General features: G+C 71.7%; 13 protein-coding genes and 2 pseudogenes. 7 read left to right on the forward strand and 8 right to left on the reverse strand.

Annotated elements, in window-relative coordinates:
• The first annotated feature begins 15 nt into the window (after nt 1–15).
• Nucleotides 16–1,506: a PrsW family intramembrane metalloprotease gene (locus OG598_RS29395; protein WP_328651963.1), complete on the forward strand. Its 1,491-nt coding sequence runs from the start codon at nt 16–18 to the stop codon at nt 1,504–1,506.
• A 34-nt stretch (nt 1,507–1,540) separates the two neighbouring features.
• On the opposite strand, the gene OG598_RS29400 is transcribed toward OG598_RS29395, so the two are convergent.
• Both OG598_RS29400 and OG598_RS29405 read right to left on the reverse strand, forming a co-directional pair.
• Nucleotides 1,541–1,708 carry a hypothetical protein gene (locus OG598_RS29400; RefSeq protein ID WP_167457715.1) on the reverse strand — a complete coding sequence of 56 codons (168 nt, stop codon included), beginning with the start codon at nt 1,706–1,708 and terminating at the stop codon, nt 1,541–1,543.
• Between the two features lie 93 nt (nt 1,709–1,801).
• Entirely contained in the window at nt 1,802–2,140 is a 339-nt protein-coding gene (locus OG598_RS29405) for a GroES family chaperonin (protein ID WP_091402887.1), read from the reverse strand.
• Between the two features lie 105 nt (nt 2,141–2,245).
• Here OG598_RS29405 and OG598_RS29410 point away from each other — a divergent pair, with 105 nt between their 5' ends.
• Nucleotides 2,246–3,610, forward strand: coding sequence for an AI-2E family transporter (locus OG598_RS29410; RefSeq protein ID WP_328651964.1), 1,365 nt, complete (start codon nt 2,246–2,248; stop codon nt 3,608–3,610).
• A gap of 113 nt (nt 3,611–3,723) precedes the next feature.
• Here OG598_RS29410 and OG598_RS33585 read toward each other — a convergent pair.
• Both OG598_RS33585 and OG598_RS33590 read right to left on the reverse strand, forming a co-directional pair.
• Nucleotides 3,724–4,419 (reverse strand): annotated as a pseudogene (locus OG598_RS33585) (ATP-dependent DNA helicase); the annotation flags it as partial.
• Nucleotides 4,420–4,530: 111 nt separating this feature from the next.
• A pseudogene (locus OG598_RS33590) lies at nt 4,531–5,928 on the reverse strand (ATP-dependent DNA helicase); the annotation flags it as partial.
• Nucleotides 5,929–6,031: 103 nt separating this feature from the next.
• Here OG598_RS33590 and OG598_RS29420 point away from each other — a divergent pair.
• Nucleotides 6,032–6,538 (forward strand): DUF402 domain-containing protein, encoded by a 507-nt coding sequence (locus OG598_RS29420; RefSeq protein ID WP_328651966.1) that lies wholly within the window; start codon nt 6,032–6,034, stop codon nt 6,536–6,538.
• Nucleotides 6,539–6,562: 24 nt separating this feature from the next.
• Here OG598_RS29420 and sigJ read toward each other — a convergent pair whose 3' ends face one another.
• Nucleotides 6,563–7,528, reverse strand: coding sequence for an RNA polymerase sigma factor SigJ (gene sigJ / locus OG598_RS29425; RefSeq protein WP_328651967.1), 966 nt, complete (start codon nt 7,526–7,528; stop codon nt 6,563–6,565).
• Nucleotides 7,529–7,717: 189 nt separating this feature from the next.
• On the opposite strand from sigJ, the gene OG598_RS29430 reads away from it, so the two are divergent.
• From OG598_RS29430 to OG598_RS29440, 3 genes are all read left to right on the forward strand, one after another.
• Complete coding sequence (locus OG598_RS29430) at nt 7,718–8,659, forward strand: PPK2 family polyphosphate kinase (RefSeq protein WP_328651968.1); 942 nt, start codon at nt 7,718–7,720, stop codon at nt 8,657–8,659.
• Between the two features lie 127 nt (nt 8,660–8,786).
• Nucleotides 8,787–9,413, forward strand: coding sequence for a DUF47 domain-containing protein (locus OG598_RS29435; RefSeq protein WP_030327784.1), 627 nt, complete (start codon nt 8,787–8,789; stop codon nt 9,411–9,413).
• 4 nt (nt 9,414–9,417) lie between these two features.
• Nucleotides 9,418–10,425: an inorganic phosphate transporter gene (locus OG598_RS29440; RefSeq protein ID WP_328651969.1), complete on the forward strand. Its 1,008-nt coding sequence runs from the start codon at nt 9,418–9,420 to the stop codon at nt 10,423–10,425.
• Between the two features lie 56 nt (nt 10,426–10,481).
• Here OG598_RS29440 and OG598_RS29445 read toward each other — a convergent pair whose 3' ends face one another.
• Together OG598_RS29445 and OG598_RS29450 are read right to left on the reverse strand one after the other, a co-directional pair.
• Nucleotides 10,482–11,450, reverse strand: a complete 969-nt coding sequence (locus OG598_RS29445) for a Gfo/Idh/MocA family protein (protein ID WP_328651970.1) — start codon at nt 11,448–11,450, stop codon at nt 10,482–10,484.
• Entirely contained in the window at nt 11,447–11,572 is a 126-nt protein-coding gene (locus tag OG598_RS29450) for a hypothetical protein (protein WP_328651971.1), read from the reverse strand. The genes OG598_RS29445 and OG598_RS29450 overlap by 4 nt, the downstream gene beginning before the upstream one ends.
• Before the next feature lie 59 nt (nt 11,573–11,631).
• Between OG598_RS29450 and OG598_RS29455 the strand changes: the two genes are divergently transcribed.
• Nucleotides 11,632–12,465 (forward strand): NUDIX hydrolase, encoded by an 834-nt coding sequence (locus OG598_RS29455; RefSeq protein ID WP_328651972.1) that lies wholly within the window; start codon nt 11,632–11,634, stop codon nt 12,463–12,465.
• Nucleotides 12,466–12,709: 244 nt separating this feature from the next.
• On the opposite strand, the gene pstB is transcribed toward OG598_RS29455, so the two are convergent.
• Nucleotides 12,710–13,486, reverse strand: coding sequence for a phosphate ABC transporter ATP-binding protein PstB (gene pstB / locus OG598_RS29460; protein WP_328655472.1), 777 nt, complete (start codon nt 13,484–13,486; stop codon nt 12,710–12,712).
• Nucleotides 13,487–13,497: the final 11 nt, after the last annotated feature.

Consider the following 13,497-nt stretch of genomic DNA (forward strand, 5'->3'; position numbering starts at 1 on the left):
GCATAGCGGCTACCGATGCGACCGAACCAGCCGGCGGCGGATGGCTACGCTGACCGCATGGCCGACACCCCGCCCGGTTCACCGCTGCCGCCGTCGCCCGCCGCCGCGCCTGCGCCCGTCGTCCCGCCCACGGGTGAGACGCCCCGGATGCCGCTGCGCCGACTGGGCTGGCGGCGGTTCCTGGTGCTGGCCGGGGTGGTGCTGTTGATCGCGGCGTGCGCGGTCTTCATGGTCTTCACACTCGGCCAGTCGCTCGGTGCGCAGGCCCTGCTGATCGGGGTGGTCGCCGCCATCCTGCCGGTGCCGGTGCTGGTCGCCTGCTTCCTCTGGCTGGACCGGTACGAACCGGAGCCGTTGAAGTATCTGATCTTCTGCTTCGCCTGGGGGGCGTTCGTCTCCACCGCCGCCTCGCTCACTGTGAACGACTTCGCGGCCAACCGCTTCGCCGACTGGGGTCTGCCGTCCGCGCTCACCGGGGTGCTGGTCGCGCCGTTCATCGAGGAGCTGACCAAGGCGCTGGGCCCGATCCTGCTGCTGGTGTTCCGCCGCCGCGAGTGGTCGGGGATCACCGACGGCCTGGTCTACTGCGGGCTCTCCGCGGTCGGCTTCGCGATGGTGGAGAACATCCTCTACCTGGGCGGGTTGGGGTACGCGTCCGGCGCCGACCGGTACGGCCCGGCCACCGGCATCCAGCAGGTCATCGCGATCTTCATCCTGCGCATCCTGCTGTTCGGGTTCGCCCATCCGCTTTTCACCTCGATGACCGGTGTGGGGTTGGGTATCGCCTCCCGGACGGCCGACCGGCGCATCCGGGTGCTCGCCCCGATCGCCGGCCTGCTGCTGGCGATGATGCTGCACGGCACGTGGAACCTGCTGCCCACGCTGACCCAGGCCACCGGCGAGGCCATGATCATGCTGTACGGCTTCCTGGGGCTCATGGTGCCGGTCTTCTTCGGCACCGTGGGGCTGGCGCTGTGGCTGCGCGCCTGGGAGGGGCGGCTCACCGAGCGGGTCCTACCGGACTACGTACGCGCCGGCTGGCTCAGCCCGCCCGAGGTGGCCGCCCTGAGCAGTCTCGGCCGGCGGCACGCCGCCCGCAGTTGGGCGCGGCGGGTTGCCGGCGACGCCGGGGTGCGGGCGATGCGGGGTTACCAGTCCGCGGCGACCCGGCTGGCCCTGCTGCGCGACGGGGCGCTGCGCGGCCTGGACCGCAAACCGGTCGACCAGGAGCGGACCGCCCGCGAGGAGCGGGAGCTGCTGGACGCGATCACCGAATACCGGTCGTTCTTCGTGGGTCGGGACCCGCAGGCCCCGGCGGGGGTCTGGGACGGCAGCCGCTACCACCTGCGCTTCCCGGACGGCACCCAGCGCGCGGTGGAGGCGCCGGACGAGCCGGTGGTGCCGATCCCGGTGGTGCTGGCTCCCGCCCCGGCTCCGGTGGGGTACGCCCCGCCCGGTTGGCCCGGCCTGCGCCCGGCGTCTCACTGGCCGCCGACGCACCCCTGACGGCCGTGGCCTGGCGGCTGACCAGCAGCGCGGCTCAGGCCAGTAGCGACGTGAGGAAGTCACCGAGGCCCTGGAACATCGCGATCAGCGCGGCTCCGATCGCCCGGAACATCTGCGCGGCGCCGTCCGGCCGGAAGGCCATGAAGTAGATCAGGAACGCGACACTGCCCCAGGTCAACAGCTTCTTCACGAATACCGGCATCGTCCCTCCCCAGGGCCACGGTCGCCGGATGGCTTCCCGTCGTGCGGCTGGGCAAACGGTGCGCGACCGGGCCGGGTGGCCGGGGGAGGTGCGTCAGAGGTAGAGGCCGGTCGAGTCGTTCTCGATCCGCTCGGCGGCCACGGCGTGCACGTCCCGCTCCCGCAGCAGCACGTAACCGCGGCCGTGCAGCTCGACCTCGGAGCGCTCGTCCGGGTCGAAGAGCACCCGGTCGCCGGAGACGATGGCGCGCACGTTCGGCCCCACCCCGACCGCTGTGGCCCAGGCGAGGCGCTTGCCGACCGCGGCGGTCGCCGGGATGACGATGCCAGCGGTGGAGCGGCGTTCGCCCTCGCTGCCCTCCATCCGCACGAGCACACGGTCGTGCAGCAGGCGGATCGGCAGGCCGGCGTCGAGATCGTTGTCGGCGGTCACGTCGCAGACGCTACCGTGTGGCCGACGGTGGCCGGCCGGTGGTTACGCCCGAGGTGGTCGGGGCATTGTGTGGCGGAACCGCCCTACGGTGTCGGGAACGGACGTATGCTGTCCGACCTGTCGCCGTCGGCGGGCCGGGTTTTCTGCCAGGAGGTGCGCTTGAGCCGCTTCGAGCGGGTACGCGGGCGGCTTCGCCGCGCCTACCAGTCACGACAGGAGTCGGCGCGCGCCGACGAGGGCGTCGCCGGTGACGCGCTGAACGACGCGTCGGAGGCGGCCCGGGTGGCGTCGCCGGCGGTGCCGGGGCCGACCGCGCCGTCGAGCGCGACGGTCTACGGCGCGGAACCTCCGGTGGACCTGCACAGCTCCACCGCCAGTCGGGACGACGCCGACGTCCCGCACGGGCTGCGGATCGCCGCCGCGTGGTGTTGGCGACTGATCGTGATCGGCGTGGTGGCCTGGGCCCTGCTGATGATCGTCAGCAGGATCAAGATCGTGATCATCCCGTTGGCCATCGCGCTGCTGCTCTCCGCACTGCTCGCGCCGGCGGTGGGCTGGCTGCTGCGGGCCCGGTTCCCCCGGTCGCTGGCGACGGCGGTGGTGCTGGTCGGCGGCCTGGTCGCGGTGATCGGCACGCTGACGCTGGTGGTCAACGAGTTCATTCGTGGCGTACCGGAACTGAGCGAGAAGTCGTCCGAGGGTGTCCGGCAGATCCAGAACTGGCTGAAGACGGGCCCGCTGCACCTCTCGGACACCCAACTCGACCGCTACATCGACGAGGCGCAGGCCTGGATCAACGACAACACCTCGAAGTTCACCAGCGGCGCGCTGAGCACCGCCGCGACGCTGGCCGAGGTGCTGACCGGCACGCTGCTGGTGCTCTTCGCGACGTTCTTCTTCCTGCGCGACGGCAACCGGATCTGGCGCTTCCTGGTCCGGCTGCTGCCGGTCGCCGCCCGGTGGAAGGTCGACGACGCCGGCCGTGCCTCCTGGCACACGCTCGGCGCGTACGTCCGAGCGACGGTGCTGGTCGCCTTCATCGACGCGGTCGGCATCGGCATCTTCCTGGTCATCTTCGACGTCCCGTTCGCCTTCCCGCTGGCCGCGCTGGTCTTCCTGGGCGCGTTCATCCCGATCGTCGGTGCGGCGCTCTCCGGCGGCGTGGCGGTCCTGGTGGCCCTCGTCGACAGCGGCCCGGTCACCGCGTTGATCATCCTTGGGGCGGTGATCGGCGTACAGCAGATCGAGGGGCACGTGCTCCAGCCGCTGATCATGGGCCGGGCGGTGGCCCTGCACCCGCTCGCGGTGATCATCGGTATCGCCGCCGGTGTCGTACTCGCCGGGATCACCGGCGCGCTGGTCTCCGTGCCGCTCATCGCGGTGCTGAACACAGCGGTCCGGCGGCTTGCCGCCCGCAGGGTGCCGGACACCCCGCCCGACGCCGTGGTCGTCGCCTCCCAGGCCCCCTAGACCCGCGCATCCGCTAGATCACGCAGGATCATGGAAAGAGTGGCCTTCCCGCCAGCGGGAGACCACTCTTTCCTCGTTGTAGCGCGATCTTTGGTGTGCCCGAGCGGCGCGGGTCAGGACTTGGCCAGGCGTTCCAGAGCGCCCCGGGCCACCTCGGGACGGGTCGTGTACCAGAAAGGCGGCAGCGAGCGGCGCAGGAACGGCCCGTAGCCTCGGGCCGTCTCCAACCGGGAGTCGAGCACGGCGACCACGCCCTTGTCGCCGGTCGCCCGGATCAGCCGGCCCACACCCTGAGCCAGCCTCACCGCGGCGATCGGCACGCTGACCGCCGCGAAGCCGGAGCCGCCGCCCGCGTCCACCGCCGCCGCGCGGGCCGCCGCCAGCGGCTCGTCCGGGCGGGGGAAGGGCAGCCGGTCGATGACGACGAGCTGGCACGCGTCGCCCGGCACATCCACCCCCTGCCAGAGCGACATCACCCCGAACAGGCAGCTGGCGCGCTCCTCGCGGAAGCGACGCACCAACAGCGGCAGCGCCTCCTCGCCCTGGAGCAACACCGGCAGGTCGGTCCGTGCGCGCAACAGCTCCGCCGCCTGCTGCGCGGCCCGCCGGGAGGAGAAGAGCCCGAGAGTACGACCACCGAGTGCCTCGACCAGCCCGAGCAGCTCCTCTCCGGCAGCATCGGGCAGCCCGGAGACGCTGGGGCGGGGGAGGTGCGCGGCGACGTACAGGATGCCCTGCCGGGCGTAGTCGAACGGCGAACCGACGTCGAGTGACCGCCACCCGGGGCCCTCGGTGGCCGGGACGACGGCGTTCGCTGTGACATCGCCGGCGAGGCGACGGCCCGGTGCCTCGGCAGCCGGCCGGCCGGGACCGGTGCGGGCGGCCAGTGCGGCAGCGGCGGGGGTCGGCGGGGCGGGCGGTGGCGCGTCCAGCCCGAGGGCGCGGGCGACAGTGTCGAACCGGCCGCCCAGCGCCAGGGTCGCCGAGGTGGCCACGACGGTGCGTTCGTCGTACAGGTGGGTGGCGAGGGTGCCGGCCACCGACAGCGGCGCGACCACCAGTGCCCGGCGGTTGCCGCTGTCGTTCTTCTCCACCCAGGCCACGTCGTGGTCGCCCTCCTCCAGTAGCCGCTGCGCGGTGGTGGAGAGCTCGTCCAGGGCGGCCTTGGCCTGCTGCTTGCGGACCGGGTCGGGGTCGTCGGACTTGATGTCGCCGATCGCGTCCAGGGCGGAGCGGGTCGCCGCGTCGAGCAGCGTGCACGCCTCCCGCAGTGGCGTCGGCAGCCCCGCGGTGATCCGCCCGGCCGGTGCCTCGGCCAGCCCGACCGCCAGGGCGTCGCCGGCGGCGGTGAGCGCCTCGGCGGTCTCCGGGCGCAGCAGCGTACGGGCCCGCCGGGTGGTCCGGTCGATCAGCTCCGGCACCAGCTCCGCCTGTGCGGCGGAGGAGACCCGGTCGGCCAGCTCGTGCGCCTCGTCGACGATGAGCAGCTTGTGCGGTGGCACGATGTGCCGGTCGGCGAGCATGTCGACAGCGAGCAGGCTGTGGTTGGTCACCACGATGTCAGCCTCCCGGGCACGGGCGCGCGACGCCTCGGCGAAGCACTCCTGCCCGAACGGGCAACGGGCCGCGCCGACGCACTCGCGGGCCGGCATCGACACCAGCCGCCAGGCCTGGTCTTCGACGCCCGGGTCCAGCTCGTCCCGGTCGCCGGTGGCGGTCTTCTCGGCCCAGTCGCGCAGCCGCTCGACCTGCTTGCCCAGCCGGCCCGCCTCACCGAGCCACTTCGTCCCGCCGCCGGGGCGCGACGCGGGGGCGTCGAAGAGGGTGTCCTCCGGCTCCTCCTCGGTGGAGTTGTCCAGTCGGGCGAGGCAGAGGTAGTGGTGGCGGCCCTTGAGCACGGCGAAGGTGGGCCGACGGCCGAGCACCGGCTCGACCGCGTCGGCGAGCCGCGGCAGGTCGTGGTCGACCAGCTGGGACTGCAACGCCAGGGTGGCAGTGGAGACCACCACCGGGCCGTCCACAGTGAGCGCCGGCGCGAGGTACGCCAGCGACTTGCCGGTGCCGGTGCCCGCCTGCACGAGCAGATGCTCGCCGCCGGCCACGCACTCCTCGATCGCCGTGGTCATCTGCAGCTGGCCGGGGCGCTCCGCGCCGCCGGGCACCGCGCCGACCGCCGCCGCCAGCAGCTCGGTGCCACTGGGCCGGGCACCCCGCCGCCGGCCCTTGGCACGGGCCGACGGGGTGGCGGAACCGGTGGCGGTGCGGGGCGGAGTCACCGTGCGACGGTACCCGGCGCCGCCGACACCGACAGCGCCCATCCGCCGCGTGGCGTGATGCCGACCGGAGCGAGTGTTGCGGCCGACCCCGTCCGGTTACGGCCGCGCTACGACGCGTTGGGCTGTATCGGTTAGGGTGCGAATCATGCCGAGCGACATGGTCCGCGTGATCTACCGCAAGTACGACGGCAGCGCCCACCGCGACTACCCGGCCCGCCGGCTCACCGAGGACGATCTCGGCATCTGGCTCGGGGTGCCCGAGGGCACCGAGTCGGTCTACCACGGCCGGCCCTCGGTGGAGAAGATCCCGTTCGTGCTGTTGGTGCCACATCGCGCCTGGTGGACGGCCATGTTCAACCCCCCGCCCCGCACCAGCGAGGTCTACTGCGACATCACGACACCGGCCCGCTGGGAGTCCGACGACACGGTCCACCTGATCGACCTGGACCTGGACGTCGTCCGGCGCCGAGCCACCGGCCTGGTGGAGCTGCTCGACGAGGACGAGTTCGCCGAGCACCGGGCCCGGTTCGGCTACCCGGACGACGTGGTGGCCGAGGCCGAGGCCGCGGCACAGCGGCTGTTGGGGGCGCTGGGCGACGGCACCGAGCCGTTCGCCACCGCGTACCGCAAGTGGTTGGCTCTGGTGGTCTGAGGCCGCGCGCCCGGTCGGGCCGGCTCACCAGCGTGGCGGCCAGCCGTCGTCGGCCGCCAGCGGTGGCAGGTCGGTCAGCTTCTCCGGGTTGAGCTGGTTGTAGATGGCGGTGATCCGGCCCTGGTCGACAGCGAACGCGGTGACCAGGCGGATCGGTCGCCCGTCGCTGTGCGTCGTCTCCAGCTGTAGGCCGAGAATGCCGTCGACGAGCACGGGCCGAGCCAGCACCCGGTCGGTGTACCGGCCGGTCCGGCCGAACAGGCCGAGCGTGAGGCGAGCCACGGAGTCCGCGCCGAGCACCGGCCAGCGGGCGGCCGGGAAGTGCCCACCCGAGTCGCCGACGAAGACCACGTCCGGCGCGAGCACCTGAAGCAGTTGGTCCAACTCGCCGGACTCGGTGGCGGTGACGAACGCCTTGAGCACCCGACGTTGCTCGGCCGGGTCGGCGGTGTGTCGGGGTACGTCCGGTGAGGTGACCGCCCGTCGGGCCCGGGAGGCGAGCTGCCGGGCGGCGACCTCGGTGGTGCCGAGCACTCCCGCGACCCCGGCGAACGGCAGCGCGAACACGTCGTGCAGCACGAGCGCGATCCGTTGCTCCGGCGCGAGCCGCTCCAGCACCACCAGCAGCGCCGTGCCGACCTCGTCGGTGCGGACCGCCCGCTCCGCCGGGTCGGGCGCGTAGCCGTCGGCCGGCGACCGGCCACCCAACGGGCTCACCACCGGCTCCGGCAGCCACTGCCCCGGGTACGCCTCCCGGCGGACCCGGGCCGAGCGGAGCACGTCCAGGCAGATCCGAGCGCAGGTGGTGGTCAGCCACGCGGACAGTTCCCGGATCTCGGCGCGGGCCGCCGGGTCGGCCAGCGCTCCGGCGTAGCGCAGCCAGGTCTCCTGCACCGCGTCCTCCGCCTCGCTGCGGCTGCCCAGCATTCGGTGGGCCACCGCGAGCAGCCGGCCCCGCTCGGCCTCGAACTCCGTCGCCAGTTCCCGCACGACCCACCACCCCTTCCGGTCGGCGTCCCGGCCTACATCCTCCCGCCGAGTCGGCCCGCCGGCAGCCCCGAAACGGCCCGGTGGACCGGTGCCTGCCGTGGCGGAGGTCGGTCGGCGCCGATCAGCGGCCCAAGGTTCGGAGGTGGCTCTCGGCGGGCGGAACGGCTGTGGGTGGGCGATGATCCGTGCATGAGCGCACCCGAGCAAGGGCAGATCGTGGCACCGGACGGCGGTTCCGTGCGGGACCTGCTGCGGGTCACCGCGCCGGTGGATCTCGGCGCGATCGACCCGCGATCCATGCCCGGCCTGCCGGGGCCCGCAGGCCGCGGCGAGCACCGTAAGACCTGGGCGCGGGAGCAGGTGGAGCTGGTCGGCGAGGAGTTGGGCCGGCAGCAGGAGATGCTCTTCGCGATGGCCAAGACCGGGTCGGAGCGGCCGGCGCACCGGGTGCTGCTGGTGCTCCAGGCCATGGACTGCGGCGGCAAGGACGGCACGATCAAGCGGGTGGCCGGCGCGATGAACCCGCTGGGCCTGCACATCCGCTCGTTCGGGCCGCCGACCCGCCAGGAGCTGCGGCACGACTTCCTCTGGCGGATTCGCCGGGAGCTGCCGCCGTCGGGGTACGTGGGGATGTTCAACCGTTCGCACTACGAGGACGTGTTGATCGCCCGGGTCGGCTCCCTGGTGCCGGAGACGACCTGGCGAGCCCGCTATGACGAGATCAACTCGTTCGAGCGGGAGCTGACCGAGGGCGGGGTCACCCTGATCAAGGTGATGCTGCACATCTCGTACGAAGAGCAGGGCAAGCGCCTGATGGACCGGCTCACCGACCCACGCAAGCACTGGAAGTACAACCCTTCCGACATCGACTCGCGGGGGCACTGGGACGACTACCAGGCCGCGTACGCCGAGGCCCTGAGCCGGTGCGGCACGGACGCCGCGCCCTGGTTCGTGGTGCCGGCGGACCGCAAGTGGTACCGGGACTGGGCGGTGGCCCACCTGCTGCGTGAGACGTTCGACACGCTCGACTTGGGGTATCCGGCTGCCGATTTCGACGTGGCGCGGGAGCGGAAGCGCCTGTTGGCTGGGGGAGTGGGTGCGGGTGGGGCGGCCGAGATGAACGGCAGGTGAACGAGCGGTGAATGGTGCCTGGCCAGGGGTGGGCCGGCGAATTCCCCGTTCGGCCGTTTCCTAGCATTCACCGAGCGGGCGCTCTCGGGCGCCGCCACCCTTCCACCGACGCGACGAGGTCTGTGCTGTGAAGTTTTCCTTCCGCCCCACCGAGGGCGCCTTCTACGAGCTCTTCACCAGGGCCGCGCAGAACCTGGTCCGGGGCACCGCGCTGCTCAACGAGCTGGCCCTGCCCGGCGTGGACGTGCAGTCCGTCAGCGAGCGGCTGACCGAGGTCGAGCACGACAGCGACCAGATCACCCACGAGCTGTACAAGAAGATCAACTCGACCTTCATCACCCCGTTCGACCGGGAGGACATCTACCGGCTCGGCTCGCTGCTGGACGACGTGATGGACCACCTGGAAGCGGTGGGCGACCTGCTCTACCTGTACGGGCTGACCGAGCTTCCGGCGCTGCCCCGCGAGCTGCACGAGATGGTCAACGTGCTCGACCAGCAGGCCAAGCTGACCGCCGACGCGATGCCCCGGCTCAAGTCGATGAAGGACCTCGAGGACTACTGGATCGAGTGCAACCGGCTGGAGAACGAGGGCGACCGGATCAACCGGCAGCTGCTCGTCCGCCTCTTCTCCGGTGAGTACGACGCGTTGACGGTGCTGAAGATGAAGGAGGTGGCCGACGAGCTGGAGGCCGCCTGCGACGCCTTCGAGCACGTGGCCAACACCGTCGAGACCATCGCGGTCAAGGAGTCCTGAGCCGGTGTCCCCTGAACTCATCGCCGTGCTGGCGGTGATCGCGGTGGCCTTGGCGTTCGACTACACCAACGGCTTCCACGACGCCGCCAACGCGATCGCCACAAGCGTCTCCACCCGGGCGCTGACACCTCGGATCGCCCTCGGGCTCGCCGCGGTCGGCAACTTCGTCGGCGCCCACTTCGGCGCCGGTGTGGCAAAGACCGTCGGCGACGGCCTGGTCACCCTCCCCACCGGGGTGAGCAGCCTCGGCGTGGTCTTCGCCGGGGTGCTCGGGGCGATCGCCTGGAACCTGATCACCTGGTACTTCGGTCTGCCCTCGTCGTCCTCGCACGCGCTCTTCGGCGGCCTGGTCGGCGCGACCCTGCTGTCCACCGGCGGCATCGTGCAGTGGGGCAACATCGGCGAGAAGGTGCTGCTGCCGATGGTGCTGTCGCCGATCGTCGGCCTCACCCTCGGTTACCTGCTGATGCTGGCCATCCTCTGGCTGTTCCGCAAGGGACAGCCGGGCAAGCTCAACCGGGGCTTCCGCTGGGCGCAGACCGCCTCGGCGGCCGCCATGTCGGTCGGCCACGGCATGCAGGACGCCGCCAAGACCATGGGCATCGTGGTCCTGGCGCTCTACACCGGTGGTTTCCAGGAGAGCAAGACTCACATCCCGGGGTGGGTGTTCTGGACCTCGGCGACGATGCTCGCCCTCGGCACGTACGCCGGCGGCTGGCGGATCATCCGTACCCTGGGTCGCAAGATCATCGACCTGGGACCACCGGAGGGCTTCGCCGCCGAGACCGTCGCCAGCGCGGTGCTCTACTTCAACGCGCTGGTCCTGAAGGCGCCGATCTCCACCACCCACACCATCACCTCGGCGATCATGGGTGTGGGCGCGACCAAGCGGCTCTCCGCCGTCCGCTGGAACGTGGCCGGCAACATCGTGCTCGCCTGGATCATCACGTTCCCGGCCGCCGCGCTGATCGCGTGCGTCATGTACCTGCTGGTCCGGCCGCTCTTCGGCTGAGTTTCCGGAAGGGCCCCCGGTCACGGTCCAGCCGTGGCAGGGGGCCCTTCCGCTGTTCAGACGTAGCGCACGCCGATCTGCTCGCGGACCGTGTCCAGCAGGGTCATCACCTCAAGGGTCGTGGCATGCGGTACCACAGGGCTCTCGGTCAGGCCGGCGGCCAGGCAGCGCTGCACCTCGATCGCCTCGTACTGGTAGCCGTTGCCGGCCCCGTCGGCGACGATCGTCTCCGGCTCCGTGCCGGCCCGATGCAGCGTCACCGAACCCGGCCGGAAGAACGGCTCCGGCAGGTCGATCCGCCCCGTGGTGCCGGTGATCGAGGCGGTCTGCCCGCTCAACCCGACCATGCCGCAGCTCAGGGTCGCCAGGGCTCCGCTGTCGTAGCCGAACAGCATGCCGGTGTTCTCGTCAGTCCCCTCCGGGCCGAGCTGCGCCCAGGACCGGATGTGCTGCGGCACCCCGAGCAGCAGGTGGGCCAGGCTGATCGGGTAGATCCCGAGGTCGAGCAGTGCGCCCCCGCCCAGCGCGGCGTTGCGCATCCGATGCTCCGGCGGGAACGGCCCGGCCACCCCGAAGTCGGCCCGGACGCCGGTCACCGTGCCGATCGCCCCGTCCGCGATCAACTCGACCACCCGCAGGATCAGCGGATTCAGCCGCATCCACATGGCCTCCATCAGGAAGACCCCGGCGGCGCGGGCCGTCTCCACCAGCTCGGTGCTGGTGGCCAGGTCGAGGGTGAACGGCTTCTCCAACAGCACCGCCCGCCCGGCGGTGAGGCAGGTCATCGCCGCCTCGTAGTGCGCGGAATGCGGGGTCGCCACGTAGATCGCGTCCACCTCGGGGTCGGCGGCCAACTCCACCCAGGAGCCGTAGGCGCGCTTCGCGCCGTACGTGTCGGCGAAGCGCTGCGCGCTCTCCGCGGCGCGGGAACCGACCGCTACCAATTCGGCGTCCGGCACCAACCGGAGGTCTTCGGCGAAACGGCTGGCGATGTGGCCGGTGGCCAGGATGCCCCAACGAGTCATGCCGGAACGCTAGCCGAGCCAGGCGAACCGCCCACTGCCCGGCCCGCGCTGTCCCAGCGGCCACCCTCGTCGATCATGAAGTTGTTGCCCGCCGGCACGGCGTGTCGTGGCAACAACTTCATGATCCCTCATCGCCTGGCGCCCGCCGGTGGTCGCGCTGTCGGGAACTAGGCTCGCGGGCATGACGATCGACAGTGACGGCTTCGCCGCCCCGGCCGCCCTGGTCGAGCACGCCCGCCGGTTCCAGGCCGAGGGTGGCACCCCGGCGACGCCGCGGGTCGCGGCCACCGTGCTGCTGCTGCGTCCGACCGACGCCGACTTCGAGGTGTACGTCATCCGCCGGGTCGCCGCGATGACCTTCGGCGGGATGTACGCCTTCCCCGGAGGCGGGGTGGACCGCTCCGACTCGGAGGCGCACCTGGACTGGGCCGGCCCGACGCCGGGCGAGTGGGCGGACCGGCTCGGAGTGGCCCCGCAGGCCGCGCAGGCGGTGGTCTGCGCCGCCGCCCGGGAGGTCTTCGAGGAGGCCGGCGTACTGCTCGCCGGTCCGAACCGGGAGACAGTGGTGGGCGACGTCAGCAGCGACGACTGGGAGGCGGCCCGGCAGGACCTGGAGGGACGGAGGCTGGGCTTCGCGGCGCTGCTCGCCGACCGTCAGCTCACACTTCGGTCGGACCTGCTGCTGCCCTGGAGCAGGTGGATCACTCCCGAGTTCGAGCCGCGCCGCTTCGACACGTACTTCTTCATCGCCCTGTTGCCGGCTGGCCAGCGGACCCGCGACGTCTCCGGCGAGGCCGACCACACCCTGTGGATCCGCCCGGCGGACGCGCTGGCCCGCGCGCAGGCCGGCGAGCTGACCATGCTGCCACCGACAATGGTCACGCTGGCCCAGGTGGCAGCGGCCGGTGACCTGGCCGGAGTGGCGCGGGCGGCGGCCGATCGGGACGCCGCCACCCCGGTCACCCCGCGCCTGGACCTGCCCCCGGACGGCGAACCCCGCTTCGTCCTGGGCTGAGCGCTCCCGATCGCTGCCCCGGCGCTGCGACAGCGCTCGTGCCCGACGCGCACCGTCAAGATCAGCACAACTTCAGGGATGCTGCTGCCTCGGACGCGTGGGAGACAGCAGCATCCCTGTAGTTGCGCCGATCTTGGGCGCCGCAGGCCCGCACGACCTTGGCCGCGCCGAAACCGCGTCGGGGTACGCGTGAGGGGCGCCGGTCAGGTCGACCGACGCCCCTCACGGACCGGGTGTCAGCGGCTCAGCCGAAGCGGCCGGTGATGTAGTCCTCGGTCTTCTTCACGCTCGGGTTGCTGAAGATCTTCTGGGTGTTGTCGTACTCGATCAGCCGGCCCGGGTCGCCGGTCTTCTCGATCGAGAAGAAGGCGGTCCGGTCCGACACCCGGGCGGCCTGCTGCATGTTGTGCGTCACGATGATGATCGTGAACTTGTCCTTGAGCTGGAACATCAGGTCCTCGATCGCCAGCGTGGAGATCGGGTCCAGGGCGGAGCACGGCTCGTCCATCAGGACGACCTGCGGCTCGACCGCGATGGTCCGGGCGATGCAGAGCCGCTGCTGCTGACCGCCGGAGAGGCCCGCGCCGGGCTTGCCCAGCCGGTCCTTGACCTCGCCCCACAGGTTCGCGGCGCGCAGGGCCTTCTCGGCCGCGTCCTCCAGGATCGACTTCTTGCGGACCCCGTTGAGCTTCAGCCCGGCCACCACGTTCTCGAAGATGCTCATGGTGGGGAACGGGTTCGGCCGCTGGAAGACCATGCCGATGGTGCGGCGGACGGCTGTGACGTCCACGTCCCGGTCGTAGATGTCCTGGTCGTCGATGGTCAGGCTGCCCTCGACCCGTGCCCCCGGCAGCACCTCGTGCATCCGGTTGATCGACCGCAGGAACGTCGACTTGCCGCAGCCGGACGGCCCGATGAGAGCGGTGACGGTCTTCGGCTCGACCGTCAGGTTGATGTTCTCGATTGCCTTGAAGCTGCCGTAGTACGCAGTGACGTTCGAGGCGGAGACGCGCTTGGCCATGGTGGTACCTC

The organism is Micromonospora sp. NBC_00330, from assembly GCF_036136635.1.
Classification (GTDB): Bacteria; Actinomycetota; Actinomycetes; order Mycobacteriales; family Micromonosporaceae; genus Micromonospora; species Micromonospora salmantinae.

What these genes read in the sequence shown, in the direction of transcription:
- OG598_RS29395 (WP_328651963.1), top strand. Translation starts at nt 16, where the DNA reads ATGCGACCGAACCAGCCGGCGGCGGATGGCTACGCTGACCGCATGGCC.
- OG598_RS29400 (WP_167457715.1), bottom strand. Translation starts at nt 1,708, where the DNA reads ATGCCGGTATTCGTGAAGAAGCTGTTGACCTGGGGCAGTGTCGCGTTC.
- OG598_RS29410 (WP_328651964.1), top strand. Translation starts at nt 2,246, where the DNA reads ATGCTGTCCGACCTGTCGCCGTCGGCGGGCCGGGTTTTCTGCCAGGAG.
- OG598_RS29420 (WP_328651966.1), top strand. Translation starts at nt 6,032, where the DNA reads ATGCCGAGCGACATGGTCCGCGTGATCTACCGCAAGTACGACGGCAGC.
- OG598_RS29430 (WP_328651968.1), top strand. Translation starts at nt 7,718, where the DNA reads ATGAGCGCACCCGAGCAAGGGCAGATCGTGGCACCGGACGGCGGTTCC.
- OG598_RS29445 (WP_328651970.1), bottom strand. Translation starts at nt 11,450, where the DNA reads ATGACTCGTTGGGGCATCCTGGCCACCGGCCACATCGCCAGCCGTTTC.
- OG598_RS29450 (WP_328651971.1), bottom strand. Translation starts at nt 11,572, where the DNA reads ATGAAGTTGTTGCCACGACACGCCGTGCCGGCGGGCAACAACTTCATG.
- OG598_RS29455 (WP_328651972.1), top strand. Translation starts at nt 11,632, where the DNA reads ATGACGATCGACAGTGACGGCTTCGCCGCCCCGGCCGCCCTGGTCGAG.
- pstB (WP_328655472.1), bottom strand. Translation starts at nt 13,486, where the DNA reads ATGGCCAAGCGCGTCTCCGCCTCGAACGTCACTGCGTACTACGGCAGC.